Origin of the sequence: Pseudonocardia yunnanensis, assembly GCF_039534065.1 — a bacterium.
Classification (GTDB): domain Bacteria; phylum Actinomycetota; class Actinomycetes; order Mycobacteriales; family Pseudonocardiaceae; genus Pseudonocardia; species Pseudonocardia yunnanensis.
The window spans coordinates 57142-79620 of sequence record NZ_BAAAUS010000065.1 but is presented as its reverse complement, the minus strand read 5'-3'; the positions used below and the strand labels follow the sequence as shown (position 1 = coordinate 79620).

General features: G+C 71.8%; 22 protein-coding genes. 16 read left to right on the top strand and 6 right to left on the bottom strand.

The genetic code is table 11. The annotated features are described in order from the left end of the window. Nucleotides 1–113: 113 nt before the first annotated feature. On the bottom strand, nucleotides 114–509 hold the full coding sequence (locus ABD743_RS43135; protein WP_344730292.1) for a PPOX class F420-dependent oxidoreductase: 396 nt from the start codon (nucleotides 507–509) through the stop codon (nucleotides 114–116). A 121-nt stretch (nucleotides 510–630) separates the two neighbouring features. Between ABD743_RS43135 and ABD743_RS43130 the strand changes: the two genes are divergently transcribed. Continuing rightward, nucleotides 631–1197, top strand: coding sequence for a carboxymuconolactone decarboxylase family protein (locus ABD743_RS43130; protein WP_344730291.1), 567 nt, complete (start codon nucleotides 631–633; stop codon nucleotides 1195–1197). A gap of 25 nt (nucleotides 1198–1222) precedes the next feature. On the opposite strand, the gene sigJ is transcribed toward ABD743_RS43130, so the two are convergent. Next, nucleotides 1223–2116 carry an RNA polymerase sigma factor SigJ gene (gene sigJ, locus ABD743_RS43125; RefSeq protein ID WP_344730289.1) on the bottom strand — a complete coding sequence of 298 codons (894 nt, stop codon included), beginning with the start codon at nucleotides 2114–2116 and terminating at the stop codon, nucleotides 1223–1225. A 40-nt stretch (nucleotides 2117–2156) separates the two neighbouring features. Between sigJ and ABD743_RS43120 the strand changes: the two genes are divergently transcribed. From ABD743_RS43120 to ABD743_RS43095, 6 genes are all read left to right on the top strand, one after another. After that, entirely contained in the window at nucleotides 2157–2765 is a 609-nt protein-coding gene (locus ABD743_RS43120) for an ABC transporter ATP-binding protein (RefSeq protein ID WP_344730288.1), read from the top strand. Next, the gene (locus ABD743_RS43115; RefSeq protein ID WP_344730287.1) at nucleotides 2762–4153 is read left to right on the top strand and encodes a DUF6297 family protein; all 1392 of its coding nucleotides are present in this window, start codon (nucleotides 2762–2764) and stop codon (nucleotides 4151–4153) included. The genes ABD743_RS43120 and ABD743_RS43115 overlap by 4 nt, the downstream gene beginning before the upstream one ends. 89 nt (nucleotides 4154–4242) lie before the next feature. Further along, nucleotides 4243–4479 (top strand): hypothetical protein, encoded by a 237-nt coding sequence (locus ABD743_RS43110; RefSeq protein WP_344730286.1) that lies wholly within the window; start codon nucleotides 4243–4245, stop codon nucleotides 4477–4479. Nucleotides 4480–4552: 73 nt separating this feature from the next. Further along, nucleotides 4553–6418: a DNA primase gene (gene dnaG / locus ABD743_RS43105; protein ID WP_344730285.1), complete on the top strand. Its 1866-nt coding sequence runs from the start codon at nucleotides 4553–4555 to the stop codon at nucleotides 6416–6418. Nucleotides 6419–6434: 16 nt separating this feature from the next. After that, a complete protein-coding gene (locus tag ABD743_RS43100; RefSeq protein WP_344730284.1) occupies nucleotides 6435–6962 on the top strand; it encodes a hypothetical protein in 528 nt (175 codons plus the stop codon). A 17-nt stretch (nucleotides 6963–6979) separates the two neighbouring features. Beyond that, the gene (locus tag ABD743_RS43095) at nucleotides 6980–7747 is read left to right on the top strand and encodes a trans-aconitate 2-methyltransferase (RefSeq protein ID WP_344730283.1); all 768 of its coding nucleotides are present in this window, start codon (nucleotides 6980–6982) and stop codon (nucleotides 7745–7747) included. A 46-nt stretch (nucleotides 7748–7793) separates the two neighbouring features. Here the strand turns inward: ABD743_RS43095 and ABD743_RS43090 are convergent, their stop codons facing one another. Further along, the gene (locus tag ABD743_RS43090; RefSeq protein WP_344730282.1) at nucleotides 7794–8258 is read right to left on the bottom strand and encodes a hypothetical protein; all 465 of its coding nucleotides are present in this window, start codon (nucleotides 8256–8258) and stop codon (nucleotides 7794–7796) included. Between the two features lie 128 nt (nucleotides 8259–8386). Here ABD743_RS43090 and ABD743_RS43085 point away from each other — a divergent pair, with 128 nt between their 5' ends. Then, the gene (locus ABD743_RS43085; protein WP_344730281.1) at nucleotides 8387–9994 is read left to right on the top strand and encodes an SLC13 family permease; all 1608 of its coding nucleotides are present in this window, start codon (nucleotides 8387–8389) and stop codon (nucleotides 9992–9994) included. Continuing rightward, a complete protein-coding gene (locus ABD743_RS43080; protein ID WP_344730279.1) occupies nucleotides 9991–11043 on the top strand; it encodes a tartrate dehydrogenase in 1053 nt (350 codons plus the stop codon). Before ABD743_RS43085 ends, ABD743_RS43080 begins: the two co-directional genes overlap by 4 nt. 69 nt (nucleotides 11044–11112) lie before the next feature. On the opposite strand, the gene ABD743_RS43075 is transcribed toward ABD743_RS43080, so the two are convergent. Then, nucleotides 11113–11592, bottom strand: coding sequence for a protein-tyrosine phosphatase family protein (locus tag ABD743_RS43075; RefSeq protein WP_344730278.1), 480 nt, complete (start codon nucleotides 11590–11592; stop codon nucleotides 11113–11115). A gap of 179 nt (nucleotides 11593–11771) precedes the next feature. On the opposite strand from ABD743_RS43075, the gene ABD743_RS43070 reads away from it, so the two are divergent. Genes ABD743_RS43070 through ABD743_RS43060 form a run of 3 tightly spaced genes read left to right on the top strand, consistent with a single transcriptional unit; the run spans nucleotide 11772 to nucleotide 16391 of the window. After that, nucleotides 11772–12695 (top strand): fumarylacetoacetate hydrolase family protein, encoded by a 924-nt coding sequence (locus ABD743_RS43070; protein WP_344730276.1) that lies wholly within the window; start codon nucleotides 11772–11774, stop codon nucleotides 12693–12695. Continuing rightward, complete coding sequence (locus tag ABD743_RS43065; protein WP_344730275.1) at nucleotides 12692–14170, top strand: aldehyde dehydrogenase (NADP(+)); 1479 nt, start codon at nucleotides 12692–12694, stop codon at nucleotides 14168–14170. The genes ABD743_RS43070 and ABD743_RS43065 overlap by 4 nt, the downstream gene beginning before the upstream one ends. A gap of 22 nt (nucleotides 14171–14192) precedes the next feature. After that, entirely contained in the window at nucleotides 14193–16391 is a 2199-nt protein-coding gene (locus ABD743_RS43060; protein ID WP_344730274.1) for an MMPL family transporter, read from the top strand. A gap of 25 nt (nucleotides 16392–16416) precedes the next feature. On the opposite strand, the gene ABD743_RS43055 is transcribed toward ABD743_RS43060, so the two are convergent. Continuing rightward, on the bottom strand, nucleotides 16417–17043 hold the full coding sequence (locus ABD743_RS43055) for a hypothetical protein (RefSeq protein WP_344730272.1): 627 nt from the start codon (nucleotides 17041–17043) through the stop codon (nucleotides 16417–16419). A 337-nt stretch (nucleotides 17044–17380) separates the two neighbouring features. Between ABD743_RS43055 and ABD743_RS43050 the strand changes: the two genes are divergently transcribed. From ABD743_RS43050 to ABD743_RS43040, 3 genes are read left to right on the top strand one after another with little or no spacing between them, the layout of a single operon-like run. After that, the gene (locus ABD743_RS43050; protein WP_344730271.1) at nucleotides 17381–19039 is read left to right on the top strand and encodes an NAD(P)/FAD-dependent oxidoreductase; all 1659 of its coding nucleotides are present in this window, start codon (nucleotides 17381–17383) and stop codon (nucleotides 19037–19039) included. Further along, the gene (locus ABD743_RS43045; RefSeq protein ID WP_344730270.1) at nucleotides 19036–20481 is read left to right on the top strand and encodes an ATP-binding protein; all 1446 of its coding nucleotides are present in this window, start codon (nucleotides 19036–19038) and stop codon (nucleotides 20479–20481) included. Before ABD743_RS43050 ends, ABD743_RS43045 begins: the two co-directional genes overlap by 4 nt. Before the next feature lie 19 nt (nucleotides 20482–20500). Continuing rightward, nucleotides 20501–20917 (top strand): OsmC family protein, encoded by a 417-nt coding sequence (locus ABD743_RS43040; protein WP_344730268.1) that lies wholly within the window; start codon nucleotides 20501–20503, stop codon nucleotides 20915–20917. 21 nt (nucleotides 20918–20938) lie between these two features. On the opposite strand, the gene ABD743_RS43035 is transcribed toward ABD743_RS43040, so the two are convergent. Further along, entirely contained in the window at nucleotides 20939–21565 is a 627-nt protein-coding gene (locus ABD743_RS43035) for an FMN-binding negative transcriptional regulator (protein WP_344730267.1), read from the bottom strand. A gap of 275 nt (nucleotides 21566–21840) precedes the next feature. Between ABD743_RS43035 and ABD743_RS43030 the strand changes: the two genes are divergently transcribed. Further along, nucleotides 21841–22275, top strand: coding sequence for a hypothetical protein (locus ABD743_RS43030; protein WP_344730266.1), 435 nt, complete (start codon nucleotides 21841–21843; stop codon nucleotides 22273–22275). Nucleotides 22276–22479: the final 204 nt, after the last annotated feature.

Genomic DNA, 22479 nt, shown 5'->3' with positions numbered 1-22479 from the left:
ACCGACACGCTCGTCACCAGCTGACACATCCGGGCCCCGGAGCGGTGCCCACAGCCCGTGGTTGTCAAGTGGGCACCGCTCCACCCTGCCCACTTGACAACCACGGCTACATATCAGGTCCAGAACGCCGTCTCGGGGCGGACGAACAGGACCACCCGCACCGCGGCGTCGCTGGGCGGCTCGTCGAACTTCCTGGAGTAGCGCTCGGCGAGCTCGGCGTAGAACGCCGCGTCCCGATCCGTTTCGATCCGTTCCACCCGTCCCCGGAGCTCGACGAAGCGGGGCGGCCGGTCGGGGTCGTCGATGGCCACGGAGACGCGTGGGTCGGCCTGCACGTTGCGGTACTTCTGGCGTTCCGACGTGTGCGTGAACCGCAGGTGCGTCCCGTCCCAGGAGAACCACATCGGGTTCACCTGCGGCGAGCCGTCGGGGCGGACCGTGCCCAGGTGTGCGATCAGGGGACGGGTCAGCAGATCGATGTGGGACTCGGGCACGACGGGGCCGGTCATGGCACCGACGCTAGGGCGCCGGGCACGGGGGTTCCCGCGCGTCATGACGTCCGTCTCGTCACGGATCACGCCGCCGTCTCGTCCCCTTCGTGATCGGACGTCGCATTTCGAGGAGGACGACATGAGCGCACGTTTTCCGGTGGTGCCCGCCGAAGAGGCAGGAGTGGTGGGCCGGCTGATGTATCGGCTGATGCGCAAGAAGTTCGGGGACGTCCCGGAGCCGTTCGCGGTGCTGCGCCACCACAAGCGGCTGTTCTGGGCCTCTGTCTTCTCCGAGGCCGCGTTCGAGCGCGCGTCCACGGTGCTGCCCGCGCGGCTGCGGGAGCTCGCGGTCTTCCGCGTGGCGACGGTCGTCGGCTGCTCGTGGTGCGTCGACTTCGGCACGATGCTGCAGCGTCTCGGCGGTCTGGACGTCGAACGGCTCCGGCACATCGACGAGTACGCGACGCACCCGCTCTTCGAGCCCGTCGAGCGGCGCGTGCTCGCCTACACCGACGCGATGACGGCCCTTCCGCCGACGGTGACCGACTCCCAGGTCGCCGAGCTGGAGGCGGAGCTGGGGCGGGCGGGCTTGATCGAGCTCACCCACTCCATCGCGCTGGAGAACATGCGGGCCCGGGCTTACCACGCTCTCGGCATCGTCGACCAGGGCTTCGACACGGCGTGCCAGGTGCGCCTGTCGGGCTGACCACCGGGTGCGTCCCGGGCGCGGGTCAGGTCGGGAGGCGCTCCAGTTTCTCCGGGTTGAGCACCGAGTAGATCCCCGAGATCCGGCCGTCGCGGATGGAGACGGCGGTGACGCCCGGGCCGGTATCGCCGTAGGAGGGGGTCAGGAACCCGGCCTCGCCGTTGACCACGACCGGCACCCACCCCTGCGTGAACGCGGGACCGTAGCGCTCCAGCAGGCCGAGGATCAGGCGCGTCACCTTCTCCGCACCGAGGATCGTGCGGCGTGCCGCCTTCGTCCGCCCGTCGGAGTCGTTGACCCACACGGCCTCGGGGTGCAGCACAGCGAGCAGGGCGGGCCCGTCGGCGCGGGAGATGGCCTCGGCGAAACGCGTGATCAGCGCGCCCACCTCGGCCGTCTGCGCCCGCGCCCGCGACGGCGGGTCGGCCTCGGCGACGATCCGCCGCGCCCGCGTGGCGTGCTGACGCGCGGCGGCCTCGCTGCAGCCGAGCACGTCGGCGATCTGGGCGAACGGCAGCGCGAGCGCGTCGTGCAGAACGAACGCCACCCGCTGCGGCGGCGAGAGCTTCTCCAGCACGACCATGGCGGCCATGCGCACGCCCTCGTCGCGCACCACGGTCGTGAGTGGGTCGTCGCTGTCGCCCGTGGTGATGAGCGGTTCGGGCAGCCACGGTCCGACATACCGCTCGCGGCGCGCCGCGGCCGAGCGCAGCCGGTCGAGGCACAGTCGCCCGACCACGGTGGTGAGCCAGGCCCGCTCGTCGCGAATCTCGGCGCGGCTCACGTCGTCCAGCGCGGCGAGGCGCAGCCAGGCCTCCTGCACGGCGTCCTCGGCGTCTGCGAGGCTGCCTGTGATGCGGTAGCCGATCCGGATCAGGTGTGCCCGGTGTGCTTCGAACACTTCGACGTCCGCGTCCACGGCAGTTGAACCTACGCGGCCGACTTGGAGGTGCAAGCACGTGCTGATCGTTGACGGCCTGGTCCGGCGGTTCGGTCCCGCCGTGGTGCTGGCTGGTGTCGGCTTCTCGCTCGAGCCCGGCCGGGCGGCGGCCGTGGTGGGACCCAATGGCGCGGGGAAGACCACCCTCCTGCGCTGCGTCGTCGGCGCCGACCGGCCCGACGCGGGCGAGGTGCGTCTCGATGGCCGCCCGCTGCGCGAGGACGACCCGCGGGTCCGCGCCACCGTCGCGAGCGTGCTCGACGACGTCGAGTTCTTCCCGGACCTCTCGGTTGCCGAGCACCTCGACCTGCTCGCCAGGGCGCACGGCGCCGAGCCCGACACCGCGCCGGTGCTCGCCGAGCTGGGCCTGGCCGCGCTGGCCGACCGGACTCCCGTGGGCCTCTCCAGCGGCGAGCGCAGGCGCCTGGCTCTGGCCTCCTGCCTCGTGCGTCCGCGCCGCCTGCTCGTGCTCGACGAGCCGGAGCAGCGGCTCGACGCGGCGGGCCGGCAGTGGCTGGTGGAGCGGCTCGAGCAGGAGAAGGCCGCCGGCCGCGCCGTGCTGTTCGCCTCGCACGACACGGCCGTCGTCGACGCGGTGGCCGACCAGACGGTCGAGCTGGGTACGTGACCGCCGCCCCGACGGTGCAGGTGCCGAAGGCCCGGGATCTGCGCGTCCACCTCGCCCGCGCCCGGCGGGCCCAGCGTGTCGCGGCCGGGAAGGCGCAGGACCGCGACTGGTACACGCCGCTGCTCGCGGTGGCCGTGCTCACCGGGTTGTTGGTGCAGGGGGTGCGCCGGGTGATGGGCGCCGAGGCGAGCCCACTGCCGCACGCGCCGCACGTCGGGCTGCTGCTCGGCGCCGTCGGGCTGGTGCTCGCGGGTGTGGTGCTGCGCGCGGCGCTGGCGCTGGGCCCGATGCTGGCCGGTCCGGCGGTACGGCACTGGCTGCTCGCCGGCACTGTCGACCGCGCCGCCATGCTCCGGCCCCGCTACCTCGCCCTCGCGGTAGCGGCGGCGCTGGCCGGGGCGGGCGGCGGGGCACTGGCGGCTCTGGTCGCCGCGGTGGCCCCGCCCTGGTGGGAGGCGATGTGGTGGGCAGCCACCGGAGCGGGAGCCGCGGCCGCGCTCGCAGCTGCGGCCGTGGTGTGGCAGGCGGGTGACACCCGGACCGGCCGGTCCGTGGGCACCGCACTCGTGGTGGCCGGCGCGGCGAGCGTCGCGGCAGCGCTGCTGGTTCCCCGCGCGTCCGCCGTCCCGGCCCTGCCCGCCCCCGCGGCCACCACCGCCGCGTGGGTGCTCGCCCTGCTCCTGTTCGGCTACGGGTGGCGGCGCCTCGGTGTCCTGGACCGGGCTGCTCTGGGAGCCGGGAGCGGGCTCGCCGCCGCCGTCCAGGCTGCGGGGACTTTCATGGAGCCCTCGCTGCTGCTCGGCCTGCTGGAGGAGCGGCGCTGGCGCGCCGCCCACCACGGACGTTCACGTCTCGGGCGCGGTCGCGGGTACGGCGCGCTCGTGCACTCCGATCTGCGCCGCGTGCTGCGCACCCCCGGCGCGCTGCTGCTCGCGGTGGGCCTGCTGCTCGTGACCTACGCGGCTGCCGGGGTGCTGCCCGCCGTGGCCGTGCCGCCCGTCGCCGTCGTTGCCGCCTACGCGGTGGCGAGCCGGGTGGCGTCGGGCGTGCGGGCCGTCACCCGCTCCGCGGCCCTGCGGCGTGCGCTCGGCGGCACCGACCGTGCGCTGATCATGGCGCACCTCGTCGCGCCCCTCGTGGCCGTGGCCGTGTGGACGGCGGCGCTGCTCCCCGCGCTGCTCCCGCTGAACCCGATCGCGGTACTGCTGATCCCGCTCGGAGCGGTTGCCGTGGTGGAACGCTCGGCCACCCGGCCCTCGCCGGACTACGGCGCGGCCGTCTTCGACACGGGAATGGGAGCAGTCCAGGTGGATCTCGTGCGTCAGTTGGTGCGCGGACCAGCGCTGCTGGCGGGTCTCGCGGCGGTCCAGCTCCTCCTGCCCCGGTGACGGGATCGGCCGAAGGTCTGAGCAGGTTCTCGGGTAATCCGTAACTCCGACCGAGGCGCCTCTCAGGTTTCGCGGCGCAAGGTGGACATATGGACCCATTCGTCGTTCTCACGATGGTCGGGGCCGCCGCGGGCCTCGCTGTACTGCTGGTCATGGCACTGACGCCGCTGTTCATCGACCGGTATCGGCCCCGCTCCGACCGTCCACTCGAACCGGCCGCGAAGCCGGCCACCGACCCGACCGTCGTGATCCCCACCCAGCGCGGGGCACTCGGTCTCGTGCCGCCCGCCGCGCGCGTGGCGCGGTTGCACGCAGCATCTCAGTAGCCGCGCCGCCCGCCCGGGAGACGCTGATCGCGGCGCCCGCAGGTCCGTCCGAAGCCGGGCCTACACTCGGCCCGTGGCGGGGCGGATCCGGGACAACGACATCGCGGAGGTCCGCGACCGGACCCGGATCGACGAGGTCATCGGCGAGTACGTCGCACTGCGCCGCGCCGGAGCCGGTGCGCTGAAGGGCCTCTGCCCGTTCCACGACGAGAAGAGCCCGTCGTTCAACGTGCGGCCGAGCCACGGCACCTTCCACTGCTTCGGGTGTGGCGAGGGCGGCGACGCCGTCGCGTTCATCATGAAGATCGAGCACGTCGGGTTCGTCGAGGCCGTCGAGCGGCTCGCCGATCGGGTCGGCTTCCGGCTCACCTACGAGGGCGGCGGCAGCTCGGTGCAGCGCGACCGCGGCACACGCAGCCGGCTGCTGGAGGCCAACAAGCGCGCTGCCGAGTTCTACGCCGCGCAGCTGCGCACACCCGAGGCCGCGCCCGCCGTCCAGTTCCTCACGAGCCGCGGGTTCGACGCGGCATCGGCCCAGATGTTCGGCTGCGGCTACGCCCCCGCGGGCTGGGACATGCTCACCCGCCACCTGCTCTCGGCGGGCTTCACACTGGACGAGCTGATGAAGGCCGGCCTGTCGAAGGAGGGCCGCCGGGGCCCGATCGACAGGTTCCACCGCAGGCTGCTCTGGCCGATCAAGGACCTCGGTGGCGACGTCGTCGGGTTCGGGGCGCGCCGCCTCTTCGACGACGACGGCATCGAGGCCAAGTACCTCAACACCTCCGACACGCCCGTCTACCACAAGACGAAGGTGCTGTTCGGGCTCGACCTGGCGAAGCGCGAGATCGCCAAGCGCCGCCAGGTGGTGGTCGTCGAGGGCTACACCGACGTGATGGCGATGCACCTGGCAGGCGTTCCCACCGCCGTCGCGTCCTGTGGCACGGCCTTCGGCGCCGAGCACATCTCGGTGATCCGCAGGCTGATCGGCGACGACTCGTTCGACCTCGGCGAGGTGATCTACACCTTCGACGGCGACGCCGCCGGGCAGGCGGCCGCGCTCAAGGCCTTCGAGGGCGAGCAGAGCTTCGCCGCGCAGACGTTCGTGGCGATCGCGCCCGACGGCCAGGATCCCTGCGAGCTGCGCCAGAGCAACGGCGACACCGCCGTGCGCGACCTGGTGGCCCGCCGCGAGCCGCTCTTCGAGTTCGCGATCCGCAGCATGCTGCGCGACCACAACCTCGACACGGCCGAGGGTCGGGTCGCCGCGCTGCAGCGGTGCGTGCCGCTCGTGGCGCGGATCAAGCGGGAGGACCTGCGCGACGAGTACGCCCGCAGGCTCGCGGGCTGGACCAGCTGGGACGACATCGCGATGGTCGTGCGGCGCGTGCGGGAGTCCGCGGGCGCGCCGGTCGAGCCGGTGCGCGGCCGCAACGGCACCCGGCGGGAGGCACCCGCGCCGCCCCAGAAGGACGATCCGCGGCTGCACCTGCAGCGCGAGGCGCTCAAGGCGGCCCTTCAGGTGCCGGTGATCGCCGGGCCCGCATACGACGAACTGCCGGAACAGGTGTTCACCCACCCGGCGTTCGCGGCGGTGCACCGGGCGGTGCAGGCCGCGGGCGGGGTGTGCGGTGGCCGCGAGGGCCACGTCTGGGTCGACGCGGTGCAGGCCGAGTGCTCCACCGAGACGCGCCAGCTCGTCACCGAGCTCGCTGTGGAGCCTCTGGAGCTGCCGCGGAAGAACACCGAGGAGGCGCGCTACGTCTCGAGCGTGATCGCCGGGGTGCGGCTCGTGCTGGTGGAGGCCCAGGTCGCCGAGTTGAAGGCACGGCTGCAGCGCACCAACCCGATGGAGGAGGCCGACGCCTACCACCAGCTTTTCGGCGACCTCGTGCCGCTGGAGCAGTACAGGATCGCCCTGCGGGAGAAAGCGCTGCGGTGACCAGGGAGGGAGTGCGATGAACCTGCTGAAGGCGGTGCGCCGCCTGCTGGGACACGACGACCTGCCCGAGGGCTTCAACGGTCGTCTGGACGCCGACGAGCAGGTGCTCGCCACGGCGGTGCTGGGCGATGGGGGCCACCTGGTCGTCACCTCGCGCGGGCTGTGGCTGCCCACCCCGGACGGCGTGCGGCGGCTGGGCTGGCACCTGGTCAGCAAGGCGTCGTGGAAGAACGGTGCCCTCGAGTTCGTCGAGGCGCAGGAGCGCGACGTCGTCGACGGGGCGGTGCTGATCGCCGATCTTCCGCCGCAGCGGCTGCGGCTCGCCGAACCCGGCCGGGTGCCGGAGATGGTGCACGCTCGCGTCACGGGTTCGATCAAGAGCAGGCACCATCGCGACCTGCCGGGCGGCGGCGCGTGGTTCGTCCAGCGCAAGGTGCCCGGCCGCGACGGCATCGTGATGCAGGTGCGAGCCGACGCCGGCACCGACGAGGCCGCGCTGCGACAGGTGGTGGGCGAGGTCGCCCGCACGCTCAAGCTGAGCTGAATTCGAGGAGGTCGGGAATGACCAGCGGCACCACGTGGGATCCGGCGCTGTATCTCCGTTTCGACGATCACCGCTCCCGGCCGTTCCACGATCTGTTGGCTCGGGTGGGCGCGGGCGCCCCACGCCGCGTGGTCGACCTCGGTTGCGGCCCCGGCCACCTCACTGCCTTGTTGAGCGCGCGCTGGCCGGATGCCGAGGTCGTCGCGCTCGACTCGTCGGCCGAGATGGTGGCCGCCGCCCGCGAGCGGGGCGTCGTTGCCGAGCAGGCCGACGTCGCCGACTGGATGCCGTCGCCGGACACCGACGTCGTGGTCACCAACGCGGTGCTGCAGTGGGTGCCGACGCACCGGCAGCTGTTGCCACGGTGGATCGACGCCCTGCCGAGCGGGGCGTGGTTCGCGATGCAGGTGCCCGGGAACCTCAGCGCCCCCACCCACGCGCTGATCCGTGAGCTCGCCGGCGAGACGCCGTGGCGGGGCCGGATCGACCTGCGGGGCGAGATCGCGGTGGCTGAACCGGACGAGTACGCCGAGCTGCTGGCCGGGGCGAACGCCGAGGTCGACGTCTGGGAGACCACGTACCTGCACCGCCTCACCGGCGCGGACCCGGTGCTGGAGTGGATCAGCGGCACGGCGTTGCGGCCCGTGCGTGACGCGCTCGGCGACGACTACGCCACGTTCCGTTCGGTGCTCGCCCCGCGGCTGCGCGACGCCTACCCCGCTCGGCCCGACGGCACCACGTGGTTGCCGTTCCGGCGCATCTTCGCAGTGGCGCATACCCGGTAGCGCCCAGCTCGGCACTCCGGGTCACCGAGTTCGCGGCGGATGGTGTTCACGTCGCCGAGAGCGCGATGGCCCGCCGCGCCGTGAACAACTGCTGGGCCGCGAGTGAGAGGCCGAGGCCGAGCCACAGTGCGTTGAGCTCGATCGGCTCAGCGAACGCGACGTAGCCGACGGCGGCGAGCACCAGCCTGGTGGCGATCGTGGCCAGCCAGAGCAACATTGTGGTCGCGTCGCCACGCCGCAGGATCACCCCGTGCCCGTCGCGCCACACGGGAATCTGCCGGCCGCGCAGCACACCGAACGCGATCGACGCGCACAGCGAGATCACGAGCAGAGCAACGGTCGCCACCGTCGGGTGCAGCACCGGCCCGGGCGGCACCAGCCCGATCAGCAGCAGGAATGCCGCCCACAGGTAGGCGGTGGCGCGCACGCGACGGGCGGTGAACTGCCGGAGAAAGATCAGCGCGAGCGCAACGACGGCGATGACGATCGTGGGGTTGTCGGTCAGCGTCACCGCCCCACTATGGAGCACATCGGACGGGCCACCTTCCGTGCGCCGGCTCGGCCGGAACCCAGCAGTGGCACGAGTGAGTGATCGGTGTCACTCTCGGCGATGTTGATCCCGTCGCCGTGGAGGGGACCATGACCGCCGAGAGCCAGCGCACTCGCACCGACGTCGACAAGGCCCTGCTGGGTCACGCCACGTATCGCAGCCTCGGGGAGCAACGGCTCTCCCCGGCCGAGGAACGGTTCGAGAAGGGTCGCCGCACGGTCGGGCTGTTCCTCGCGCCCATCGTGACCATCGTGTTCCTGGCGCTCCCTTTGAATCTCGAGCCGCAGCAACAGGTGCTGGCAGGGATCCTGCTCGGCGTGATCGTGCTCTGGGTGAGCGAGGCCGTGCCGATCCCCGTCGCGGGCCTGATCGGCGTCGCGCTGATCGTGATTCTGCAGGTGGCGCCGGCCGACGACGTGCTGGCGAACTTCGGGTCGAGCACAGTCTTCACGTTCATCGGGGCGTTCATCCTCGCCCAGGCGATGCTCAAGCACGGCGTCGCGCGGCGATTCGCCTTCCGGATCCTGTCGTTGCCGCGGGTCGGGCGCTCCAGCGTCGGGGTGATCGTCGCGTTCGGTGGGGTCACGTGCCTGCTCTCGGCGTTCGTGTCGAACACCGCCACGGTGGCGATGCTCCTGCCCACGGCGATGGGCATCCTCAGCGTGATCGCGAAGCTGATGCAGGACCGCGGGCTGGTCGCAGAGGACTTCGACCCGCTGCGGCTGCGCGTCGGCGCCGCGCTGATGCTGATGCTGGCGTACGGCGCGAGCGTGGGCGGCCTGCTGACGCCGGTCGGCAGCCCACCCAACCTGATCGGCCGCGGACTGATCGAGGAGGCCACCGGCGAGCGGATCACCTTCGCGCAGTGGGTGGCGATGGCGTTTCCGGTCTGCCTGCTGATGTTCGTGGCGCTGGCCGTCGTGCTGCTGCTGCTCAACAAGCCGGAGATCCGCCGCATCGACGGCGTCGCGGAGTACGTGGTCGAGCAACGCGCGCGGCTGGGACCGCTGTCACGTGCCGAGAAGAACACGCTGATCGCGTTCGGCGTCACCGTGACGCTCTGGGTCCTGCCCGGCATCGTCGCGCTCGTGGCGGGCAGCGACTCGCCCGCCTACGACGCGGTGAGTGCGCGGCTCGACGAGGGCATCGTCGCCGTGTTCGGGGCGTCGCTGCTCTACCTGCTCCCGACGGACTGGCCCAAGCGCGAGTTCACGCTGCGCTGGAGGGACGCCCAGCAGATCGACTGGGGCACGATCCTGCTGTTCGGCACCGGCATCATCTTCGGGGCGCTGCTCGCGGACACCGGCCTGGCCAGGACACTCGGCGAGGCCGTGTCGACGGGGCTCGGGCTCTCGAGCGTGGTCACCATCACGATCTTCGCCGTGCTGCTGGCGATCCTCGTCTCGGAGACCACCAGCAACACCGCATCGGCGGCCGTCGTGGTGCCGATCGTCATCCCGATCGCGGTGGCTGCCGGGGTCAACCCCTTCGTGCCCGCGCTGGCCGCCACGTTCGCGGCGTCGTTCGGCTTCATGCTGCCGGTGTCGACGCCGCAGAACGCCATCGTCTACGGGTCCGGCGCTGTGCCCATCACCACGATGATTCGCTCCGGCGCCGCGTTCGACGTCATCGGAGCGATACTCATCATTGTGTTCCTTCCGCTGATGGTCGCCGCGCTCGGGCTCGGCGTCGCATGACCCCCCAGACAATCGCTGTCATCCCGGGCGACGGAATCGGTCACGAGGTGATCGATGCGGCCAGGACGGTGCTGGACGCCGTGTGCGCCCAGCACGACATCGAGCTCAGCTACACCGAGTTCGACTGGTCCTGCCGTCGCTTCGAGCGCGAGGGCGCGATGATGCCGCCCGACGGGATTGACACGCTCCGTGGGTTCGACGCGATCCTGCTCGGCGCCGTGGGCTGGCCGGGCGTGCCCGACCACGTGTCGCTGTGGGGACTGCTGATCCCGATCCGTCGCGCGTTCCGCCAGTACGTCAACCTGCGCCCCATCCGGGTGTTCGACGGCGTGCAGAGCCCGTTGCGCGGGGCCGAGAACGTCGACTTCGTCGTCGTCCGCGAGAACGTCGAGGGCGAGTACAGCGAGGTCGGCGGCCGCGTGAACCGGGGCTTCCCCGACGAGATGGCCGTGCAGGAGTCGATCTTCACGCGGGTCGGGGTGAGCCGGATCGCCGATTTCGCCTTCGAGCTGGCGGCGTCCCGGCGCGGGTACCTCACCTCCGCGACGAAGTCGAACGGGATCGTGCACACCCTCCCGTTCTGGGACGAGGTCGTGGCCGAGCGCGCGGCCCGGCACCCGGACGTGCGGTGGGACAGCGAGCACATCGACGCCCTCGCAGCGAAGTTCGTGCTGCAGCCCGAGCGGTTCGACGTGGTGGTCGGCTCGAACCTGTTCGGCGACATCCTCTCCGACCTCGCCGCGGCAGTTGCGGGCTCGATCGGGATCGCGCCGTCGGCCAACCTGGACCCCACGAGGGAGTTCCCCTCCATGTTCGAACCGGTGCACGGTTCGGCACCGGACATCGCCGGCACAGGTGTGGCCAATCCGGTGGGGGCGGTGTGGTCGGCGGCTCTGATGCTGGGCCACCTCGGCCACCCCGAAGCGGCCGCCGACGTCCTGGCCGCGATGGAGGCCACGCTCGCAAAGCCGGAGACGCGCACGGCCGACCTCGGGGGCACCGCCTCGACCTCCGAGGTGACCGAGGCCCTGGTGGCGCGCCTGCGCTGAGCGGGGACGAGCGGCACATCCGCACGCAAGGTTCGGACCAACGCGCCGCTCGCCCAGCAAAGTGGCGGCTCAGCCCGCGGGCTGAGCCGGGCGTTGCGTCGCGAACCACGTGATCCAGCGGCGTTGGCCGGGTGTCTCCACCGCGTGACGCCGGTAGTGCTCCCGGGTCCAGCGCAGGGCGTCGTCGGCCGGGTGGCCCGCAAGCACGGCCATGCAGGCGATCACCGTGCCCGTCCGGCCGTTGCCGCCGTCGCACGCCACTTCGACCAGCTGGCCGGTGCGTGCGAGCGAGTAGGCGTGCTCGATCAGTGCGGCGGCCGCCTCGTCATCGCGCGGGACGCGGAAGTCGGGCCAGTCGATCCAGTCGGCGGGCCAGTCAGGGCGCCACGCTGGTGAGCGGTCGAAGAAGCTCCGCTTCGCCTCGGGCGGGCGGCCGAGGTAGAGGCCGTACGTGGGGGACGGCCCGGGCGGGACGGGTTGGCGGCGGCCACGCCCCCGTACCGGGGTTCCGTCGGGCAGTGCGATCGCGCCGTCGAGCTGGTCCGTCATCCGGCCATCCTGCCGTCGTGTGATCGACGACTCAGTACGGGGTCGCCTGCGCCGTGATCGTCCCGAGAGCTGCGTATCGGCCCTTGTGAGGGCGCGCACCCCGATCTCGCGGCGATCACCCCGTTCCGGTGTTCGGGCAATACGATCCAGGCGGGGCGTCGGAGCTCCAGGAACCGGGGGTGCGCACGCGCATGGAGATCGTCCGCTACATCGAGCCGGGAGCGCAGAGCCCCCGCGTCGGTCTGCGCCGGGACGGCAGGGTGCTGCCGTTGCCCTGGGCCAGTGTCGCGGAGCTGCTGCGCGAGTCACGCGACGAGCTGCGCGAGCGGCTGACCGCGGCCGGTGACGCCGAGGTGGACGCGGACGCCGTCACCTTCCTGCCGCCCGTCGACGGCCGTACCGAGGTGTGGGCGGCGGGCGTCACCTACGAGCGCTCACGCACCGGCCGCGTGGAGGAGAGCAGCGAGGCCTCCGTCTACGAGAAGGTGTACGACGCGCAGCGTCCGGAGCTGTTCCTCAAGTCGGTCGCCTGGCGGGTCGTCACCGACGGCGAACCGGTGGCGCTGCGCTCGGACTCCACCGTCGACGTCCCGGAGCCGGAGCTCGCGGTCGTCGCCAACCGGTTCGGCGAGATCGTCGGCTACACCGTGTGCAACGACATGAGCTCACGCTCCATCGAGGGCGAGAACCCCCTGTACGTCCCGCAGGCGAAGATCTTCAGCGGGTGCTGCGCGCTGGCCACCGGCATCCGGCCGGCTTGGGAGGTGCCCGACGCGGGCGACCTGGCCATCTCCGTGCGGGTGCGCCGCGGCGAGGAGACCGTCTTCAGCGGCGAGACGAGCACCGCCCGCCTGCACCGCACGCTCGACGAGCTGATCGCGGCGCTCTTCGCGCCCACCGACTTCCCCGACGGTGCGATCCTCGCCACCGGCACGGGGATCGTCCCGGAACTGAGCTTCTCGCTCGCCGAGGGCGACCGGGTGGAGATCGAGATCGCCGAGGTGGGCACCCTGACCAACCCGGTCGTCCGCGGTCGCGAACCGATGTCGTGGCTCGTGGACGCCCTCGACCGTCCGGACGCCAGAAGGAAGGCGCAGTTGTGAACGACACCACCCACGACGAGCTCGACGCGGTCCTCGCCGCGGCCGCCAGTGCCGCCGCACCGTTGGCCGCACTGCGCCCGGCGGAACGTGCAGCGCTGCTGCGGGCCGCTGCCGACGCCCTCGACGCCGCCGCCGACGAGCTGGTGCCGATCGCCATCGCCGAGTCGGCGTTGCCGGAGCCTCGCCTGACCGGTGAGGTGGCCCGCTCCAGCGGGCAGCTGCGGCTCTTCGCCGAGGCGCTCGAGGAGGGCTCCTACCTCGAGGTCATCATCGACAGCGCCGACCCGAACGCGGCCCCGGTGCCCCGGCCCGACCTGCGGCGCATGCTCGTGCCGCTCGGCCCGGTGCTGGTGTTCGCGGCGAGCAACTTCCCCTTTGCGTTCAGCGTGCCCGGGGGCGACACGGCCTCGGCGCTGGCGGCGGGCGCGCCCGTCGTGCTCAAGGCCCATCCCGGCCACCCCGAGCTGTCGCGGCGCACCGGCGAGGTGATGGTCGACGCCCTGCGCGCCGCCGGCGCCCCCGAAGGGACGTTCGCGGTGGTGTTCGGCATGGACGCCGGCACCACGGCGCTGGTCGACCCGCGGATCAAGGCCGCGGCCTTCACCGGTTCGGTCCGCGGTGGCCGGGCGCTGCTCGACATCGCCTGCACGCGCCCGGAGCCGATCCCGTTCTACGGGGAGCTGGGCAGCCTCAACCCGGTGTTCGTCACGCAGGCCGCGGTGGCCGCGCGCGGTGAGGCGATCGTCGACGGCTTCATCGGCTCGTTCACCCTCGGCACCGGCCAGTTCTGCACGAAGCCCGGCCTGATGTTCCTCCCGGAGGGACACGGGCTGGAGCAGCGGCTCGTCGAGGGTGCTCGCGGTGTGGGCGCGGCCGGGATGCTCAACGACCGCATCCGCGCCGGCCACGCCGAGGAGCGCGAGCGGCTGGCCGGGCTCAGCCAGCTGCGCACCCTCGTCCGCGGGGACGACGCGGAGGCCAGGGTCGCTCCCACGCTGCTGGCCACCACCGCGAAGGAGCTTCTCGCCGACCCGGACCCGGTGCTGCAGGAGTGCTTCGGACCCACCTCGATCGTCGTCGAGTACAGCGGGCCCGACGAGCTGCGCGCGGCGGCCGAGGCGTTCGGCGGCAACCTGACCGCCACCGTCCACGCCGAGGACACCGACGCCGGGGCACTGTCGCCGCTGATCGACGTTCTGCGTGACCGTGCCGGCCGGCTCGTCTACAACGGCTGGCCCACCGGGGTGGCCGTGGCCTGGGCGATGCACCACGGCGGTCCGTACCCGTCCACCACGGCGTCGATCCACACCTCCGTCGGCGTCACCGCGGTGCGCCGGTTCCTGCGGCCGGTCTGCTACCAGAACACGCCGCAAGCCCTGCTGCCCGAGGCGCTGCGAGACGACAACCCCCTCGGCCTGCCGAGGCGAGTGAACGGGGTCGTGACCCAGGAGGGTTCGGGTATTCCTCACCCCTGATCCACCGGCCTGCTCCAACGACGTGAGCAGGCCACCCCGGCCACGCTGCTACCGCAGGCGACAACGGGCGGTGGGGATGGCGGGCGGGCAGGCGGTGTCGGTACGGATCGCGATGTGGAGCGCGCACCATCCCGCGCGAGCTGTGCTGGGGTGGGTCGCGTTCATCGTGCTGTGCGTGGCTGCGGGGGCCGCCACGGGCACGAACAAGGGTGTGATCAGTGATTTCTGGATGGGTGAGGCCGGGCGGGCCGAGGCCGCGGCAGCCGCGGCCGGGCTCACCCCACCGCCGGTCGAGCACGTCCTGATCACCGCACCCGGGAAGTCACTCGACGCCGCCGCTGCGGCGGTCCGGGATGTGCGGGGCGCCCTCCAGGAATCGCTGGACGTCGCCGAGGTGGGGGAACCGGTCCGGTCGGCCGACGGCGGCACGCTCCGGATCCCCGTGACGCTCGCCGGTGACACCGAGACCGCCAAGAAGACCGTGCGCGGGATCCTGGAACGCACGGCCGCTCTGCAGGCCGCGCACCCCGAGGTGACGATCGCGCAGACCGGCAGCGCATCCGTCTCGGTGGGTGTCAACGACAAGCAGGGTCAGGACCTGGCCCGGACCGAGATGATCAGCCTGCCGATCACATTCGTCGTGCTGCTCGTGACGTTCGGTGCGGTGCTCGCGGCCGCGATCCCGGTGGTGCTCGCGCTCTCGGCCTTCGCCGGATCCGTGGGTCTCTACGGGGTGGCGTCCTGGATCTTCCCCGACGCCGGCGGGGCAGCGATCAGCGTGGTGTTCCTGCTCGGGATGGCCGTCGGCGTCGACTACGCGCTGTTCTACCTCAAGCGCGTGCGGGAGGAACGCGCCCGCTCCGGCAACACGCTCACGCACGCCGCGGCCGTCGAGATCGCGGCGGCCACGGCCGGACGGTCGATCATGACCTCGGGTGTGGCCGTGATCGTGTCACTGGCCGGGCTGTACATCGTCGACGACGTGATCTTCTCCTCGGTCGCCACCGGCGCCGTGCTCGTCGTCGCGGTGGCCGTGGCGGGTTCGCTGACCGCGCTACCGGCCCTGCTCGTCGGACTCGGCGGGCGGATCGGCCACCGCTCCATCGGCCGGCGCCGGGCCGCCTCGGACAGCCGGTGGACCGCGCTCCTGCAGCCCGCGCTACGGCGACCCGTGGCGACACTGCTGGTCGGTGCGGTGCTGACCGCGGCGCTGGCGTTGCCCGCGGCCTCGATCCGCCTGGGCAACGAGGGCAAGGAGACGTTCCCGGCCGGGATTCCGGCCGTGGCCACCTACAGCCGGCTGACCCAGGCGTTCCCGGACGAGGGTGCGCAGCACCTCGTGGTGGTGCGCGCCGATCCCGCGCGGGCGACCGACGCGACCGCCGCGATCGATGAGCTGGCGCGCCGCATCGGAGGTGGTCCGGCCCGGACGGTCTCAGCGGACGGAACCACGACCGTCCTCCAGGTGCCGGTCGGGTATCCGGAGAACTCGCCGGCCGCCCGCGCGTCACTCGACCGGCTGCGCGGCGAGCTGCTTCCCGCGACGCTCGGCGGGACGGGCGCCGAGTACGCGGTCTCCGGCGAGGTCGCGCGCGGCGTGGACTACTCCGCGCACCAGGCCGGGCGCATCCCCTGGGTGATCGGGTTCGTCTGCGTGGCCACGCTGGTGGTGATGCTCGTGGCGTTCGGCTCGGTCGTGCTTGCCCTGGTCGGGGTCGTGATCAACCTCGCCGCCGTGGTGGCGGCGTGGGGCGGCCTGACGCTGGTCTTCCAGAACGACTGGGCGGAGGGGCTGCTCGGCTTCACGTCGACCGGGTTCATCGGCTCCCGGATGCCCCTGATGATTCTCGCGATCCTGGTGGGCCTCTCCACGGACTACCAGATCTTCGTGGTGAGCCGGATCCGGGAGGCTGTGCGCCGGGGAGTCCCGACGAGACAAGCCGTGCTGGACGGGATGGCGGCGTCGGCGAGCGTGGTGACCAGTGCCGCGGTGATCATGGTGTCGGTGTTCGTGAGCTTCATCTTCATCGACAGGATCGAGATGAAGCAGGTGGGTGTCGGACTCACCATCGCGGTCCTGTTCGACGCGGTGGTGCTGAGGATCCTCATCCTCCCGGCCGTGATGACGCTGCTCGGCGAGCGGTGCTGGTGGCCGCGGCGCGGCTCGCTCACCCAGGACGTGGTGTCCCGTCCGCGGCGAGCGCGGGCCGCCCGTACGTGACCACCGGCGACCCGGCGACCCATGGCTACGAACGCTCGTTGTACCAGCGCCATCTCGTGCGGCGGGGCCTGCCGGGGAGGGCTGTGCGGCCGGTTGCCCACAGCAGGGTCTCCCAGGCACCGGCGTCGTCGATCTCGACATCGGGCATGAGCCGGGCGAGCACCCGGGCGCACACGTCGTCGCCCGGCCGCCACGCCACGCCCAGCCCGCGGGCGATGTCATGGGTGTGCACGGCGGTCTCCAGCACCCCCATCGCCGCGGACGCCTCGGCGTCGGCGAGCCCGAACGTGTGGCACGCCCGCACGTCGGGGGGCGTCACGGCCACCACCGCCGCGAGCAGTCCACCGCACGAGGTCAGCACCTCGAACAGGCCGTCCGGCCCGGTGTCGGTCTCGGCCTGCATCGTCGTGGTGTCGGCGCCCGGGCGCCGGGCCGTACTCACGAAGGGGACGTAGCGGTGCGTGACGCCACCGGCGAGTTGGGCGGCGTAGGCGAACAGGTCGTCGGCGATGTGCTCGGCGGTCTCCCAGCAGGTCCACTCCAGGTCGCCTGCCGGCACGGACCAGTCGCCGTCACGCCCGATACGCAGTGCCGCAACGGCGGCCGCCACCACCTCGCGCACGTCATCGGCAGCGACCCCCCGTTCGCCCACGTGGAGATGCTAGTGCCGAGGAAACGAGGTCGTCTTACCCGCCTCCGGCGCCCAGGCGGCGCCTCGCGGCGTTGTCGTCGGCGCCGATACAACAGCGGTATCGGCGCCTCCTCCGCCTTGCGATCCATCCGCCTGGACACCGGATCCGGGCAAGGAACCTCGTTTCCGCGACACTAGTGCCGCCACCCGGAGCAGCATCCGGGCACGGGGCCTCGCGGCGGGGCGTTCACGGGGATAGGTTCGAAGAGGCGCGTTCGCCGCCGGCGGACGCCGGCAGCACCACGCACCGTCGCGTGGGCATTATCGACGGAACGGCAATTTCGGCAGGAGTCCCCGAATGACCAAACCCGTCCTCATGACCGTGGACGATGACCCCGGCGTGAGCCGCTCCGTTGCGCGCGATCTGCGGCGCCGCTACGGCCAGGACTACCGCGTAGTGCGCGCCGAGTCCGGGGCCGAGGCGCTGGAGGCCCTGCGGGAGCTGACGCTGCGCGGCGAGCCGGTGGCCGCGATCCTCGCCGACTATCGGATGCCCGAGATGAACGGCATCGAGTTCCTCGAACAGGCGATGGATGTAGCGCCCCATGCACGGCGAGCACTGCTCACCGCCTACGCCGACACCGACGCCGCCATCCAGGCGATCAACCTGGTCGACGTCGACCACTACCTGCTCAAGCCGTGGGACCCACCGGAGGAGAAGCTCTATCCGGTGATCGACGCGCTCGTGGAGACGTGGCGGGCGGTGGGTGTGCGGCCCGTGGAGGAGGTTCGCGTCGTCGGGCACCGGTGGTCGGCCGAGTGCTTCGCGGCCCGCGACTTCCTGGCCCGCAACTCGGTGCCCTACCTCTACTACTCGATCGACGATCCGGAGGGCGCCCGGCTGCTCGAGGCCGCCGGTGCCTCGCCCGAGGACGTGCCACTGGTGATCACCACCGACGGCACGGCGCTGCGTTCCCCGTCCGACGCCGAGATCGCCTCGGCGTGCGGTCTCACCACCGACCCGGTGTCGGACTTCTACGACCTCATCGTGATCGGCGGTGGTCCGGCCGGGCTCGGCTCGGCGGTCTACGGCGCGTCGGAAGGTCTGCGCACGGTGCTGGTGGAACGCCAGGCCACCGGTGGCCAGGCCGGGCAGAGCTCTCGGATCGAGAACTACCTCGGGTTCCCCGACGGCGTCTCCGGCGCCCAGCTCACCGACCGGGCCCGTCGGCAGGCCGCGAAATTCGGGGCCGAGGTGCTCACGGCCCGCGACGTCGTCGCCCTCGAGGCGCGCGGATCGGCCCGCGTCGTGCGGTTCGGTGACGGCAGTGAGATCGCCGCGCACGCCGTGGTGCTGGCCACCGGTGTCTCCTATCGGAGCCTCAACGCGCCGGGCGTCAAGGAGCTCACCGGTCGCGGCGTGTTCTACGGCTCCGCGGCCACCGAAGCGCCCGGCTGCCGTGGCGAGGACGTCTACATCGTCGGCGGTGCCAACTCCGCCGGTCAGGCTGCGGTGTTCTTCTCCAAGCACGCCGCCACCGTCACGCTGCTGGTACGCGGACCGAACCTGGAGGCGTCAATGTCGACGTACCTGATCAAACAACTGGAGGCGATCGACAATGTCTCGGTCCGCACCCGGTCCGAGGTCGTGGAGGCGAATGGTGACGGTCACCTGCAGTCCCTGACCATCTGCGACCGGGAGACCGGGAACATCGACTCGGTGAAGGCGGCGTCGATGTTCGTCTTCATCGGTGCGGCGCCGCGCACGGAGTGGCTGGACGGCGTGGTGGAGCGCGACAAGCGCGGATTCGTCCGCACCGGCCCCGACCTCGTCGTCGACGGGCAACGGCCACCGGGCTGGCCCCTGGACCGCGATCCGTACCACCTGGAGTCGAGCGTGCCCGGCGTGTTCGTGGCGGGCGACGTCCGGGCCGACTCGGTCAAGCGTGTCGCGTCCGCGGTCGGAGAGGGCGCCATGGCCGTCACGCTCGTCCACCGCTACCTGGCGGACCAGTGAGCACCCTCGAGGGGCGGGCGGGCGCCCACCTGACGTCGGAGGAGCTGCGCAGCCTCTTCCTGTTCACCGACCTCGACGACGAGCAGCTCGCCTGGGTCGCCGAGAACGCCGACGTCATCACCGTGCCGGCGGGCGAGGACGTCGTCCTCGAGGGCGACCCGGCCGACTGCTTCCACGTGCTGCTCTCGGGCACCATCGCGATGAGCCGGGTGATCCAGGGCGAGAAGGTGGAGACCGGGCGCACCGACCAGCGTGGTGTCTACTTCGGAGCCGTCCAGTTCTATCTCCAGGACGAGACGGCCCGCGACTACGCGATGACGGTGCGCGCGCTCACCGACTGCACCGCGCTCGCCCTGCCGGCCACGGAGTTCGCCACCGTGTTCGCCCGGTGGTTCCCGATGGCTGTGCACCTGCTCGAGGGCATGCTCCTCGGCTTGCGGCGCGGCAACGCCCTGGTGGCGGAACGGGAGCGGTTGCTCGCACTGGGCAAGCTGTCGGCGGGCCTCACCCACGAGCTCAACAACCCGGCGGCCGCCGCGAGCCGGGCCGCCGACACGCTGCGCGACAAGGTCGCCGGGATGCGCGCGAAGCTCGCCATGATCGCCGACGGCAAGATCGCGGGCGATCAGCTGAAGAAGCTGGTGATGGCCCAGGACGAGTTCGTCAAGAAGGTCCGCAACGCACCTTCGCTCTCCGCGATCGAGGCTTCCGACCGGGAGGACGAGCTGAGCGACTGGCTCGACGACCACGGCATCGACGGCAGCTGGGACCTGGCACCGGTCTTCGTCGCGGGCGGCCTGGGCGTCGAGGACATGGACGCCGTGCACACGGCTACGAACGAGACCACGCTCGAGGGCGCGATCCGCTGGCTCGCCTACACCGTGGAGACCGAGAGCCTGCTGCGCGAGATCCTCGACGCCACCACCCGGATCTCCAACCTCGTGCTCGCGGCGAAGCAGTACTCGCAGATGGACCGCGCCCCGCACCGCTTCATCGATGTGCACGAGGGCCTCGACGCCACCCTGGTGATGTTCGGGCGCAAGCTGGGGGAGGCGAAGGGGATCGAGATCGTCAAGGACTACGACCGCTCGCTGCCGTTGATCCCGGCCTATCCCGCCGAGCTCAACCAGGTCTGGACCAACATCATCGACAACGCGATCGATGCCATGGACGGGTCCGGCACGCTGACGGTGCGCACCTCGAAGGTGGAGGAGTGCGTGCTCGTCGAGATCGGCGACACGGGTCCGGGGATCCCGCCCGAGGTCCGGAAGCGGATCTTCGAGCCGTTCTTCACCACGAAGCCCGTGGGCCGGGGCACCGGGCTCGGCCTCGACGTCAGCTACCGGGTGATCGTCTCGCGCCACCACGGCGATCTCGCTGTCGAGTCGCAGCCGGGAGACACGCGTTTCCGGGTGCGCCTCCCGATCACCGAGCAGCCCTAGTGCCGAGGACACTGCCGCAATGACCATGCAGATTCCCCTCGCATCGGCGGACGCGCGGCTGGCGGCAACGGAACGGCGGGCTGTCGAGGTACGGCTCGGCCCGCACGAGGTGATGGCCGACCACGCCGACGACGGTCCGGGGGAGGGCCCCACCCCGTTGGAGCTGCTCGCGGCGTCGCTCGCCGCGTGCAGCGCGATGACCGTGCGCACCCACCTGGAGCGCGACGGCGATCCGGGCGACATCGAGGTGGTGGTCACGCTGGACGCGGGGCCGCCCACGTTGTTCTACCGGCGGGTGCTGCTCGGGTTCCGGCTCGAGCCCGACGAGGCCCATCGCCTCGCCGATGCGATGGAGCGCACGGAGGTGACGATGATGCTGAAGCCGGGTTTCGACATCCGCACCCAGATCGAGCACGCGGGCGAACCGCTGGTCTGACGCCTGCTGGCCCCACCGCGTTCAGGCGGGGCGGCGGGCGCTCTGCACCGCCGCGGCGGTGTCGGCGTCGCCTCGGGCCCGGAGCCCGGCCACCACGCCGTCGACATCGGCCGGCGGGCGGTTCTGGCTCATCTTCACCTTCGCCTCCACGCGGTTGATCACCACTTCGACGCCGACGATCGCGCGCAGCTGCCCGGCCACGAACGCCGCAGGCGCGTCGTCGACCGACCACGGCGCCTGCTCGGCCGACTCCTGCAGCGCCGTCAGCCCGCGGACGTGCGCGTCGAGCCATTCAGGGTTGTCGTGCGTCCGCAGCTCGCCGTACACGTGGGCGGTGAGGTAGTTCCACGTCGGTACGACGCGGCCGTGCTCGGACTTGGACGCGTACCAGCTCGGCGTGATGTAGGCGTCGGGACCGTGCACGATCACCAGCGCCTCACCGATCGGCCGCTGCCGCCACTGGTCGTTGTTGCGGGCCACATGACCGCGCAGGACGCCGTGCTCGCCCTCGTCGGGGTCGAAGACGAGCGGGAGGAACGTGGCCAGCATGCCCTGGTCGGTCACCGTGATCAGGTCGGCCGCCTGCCGCCGGGACAGCAGTTCCCGGACTGTGGTGTCGTCGGCGGCGAAGTGAGTGGGAATGTACACGTCAGCCAGTGTCCACTTCGGTCATTGCACCCGGCTCAGCGGCCTTCTCCAGCGGGAAACGACGCGAGTTAATCGAGTGTGAAACTGTCAGAAAATAGGCCGACCGGCGGTTGCGCAAGATCCGGGCCTGATACGCGGTCCGCCACGATCTGCGCCGAGAGTCGCATCCGGGCCGGGTAGAAGCATCGGGGGACGGGTATGCGGCGGAAGCGGTCGCAGCATGCGTCACGCAGTTCTGCGTGTGCGGGGAAGTGGCCGAGGAGGGGGCGGGACTGATGGTCGAGACATTGAGGCGGGCCGCGCCGGCGGCTCCCGCCGGTATCACCGCCAACCCCACCGAGGAGGCGCTGGATGAGCTGAAGGCCAGCCTCCGCCGGCTGCTCGCCACGTTGCTCGACCGGGCGCTCGGAATCGCGCTGGACAAGGTGGAGACCTTGGCCGGCAGTTTCGACGAGATCGCTGCCCGGGGCGGGATCCCGATCAGTGCACTGCTCGGCGGCCTCCGGGCCAAACTCCAGGGCCGCAGCCCGATCTGGGGTGCGATTCGGGGTGCGTTCGCAGCGTTGAGCCCCGGGGTCAAGGCCCTGATCATCATCGCGCTGGTCCTCGCGCTGCTCCTGCTCCCGGTCACCGTCGTCCTGCTTCTGCTCGCGCTGATCGTCCTCGCCATCTGGCTGGCCGTGCGAGCGGGCGGCAAGGGACAGAACTGACGGCGAAACGCGGAAGTGCCGGCATGGCTCCGGACGGACTCATCGTGACCTTCGGCGTCCGGCGCAGTGGCGACTGCGTCCGGTGGACGCCTCGGTGCTCCGTCCGGCACCGGTTCCCTGCGGACGACGGCAGTCAGGCGGGCGGCCGGTCCGCGAGGGCGCTCTGCAAAGCCGGGCGGCGGCGTGATCTTGTCGAAGCGGACG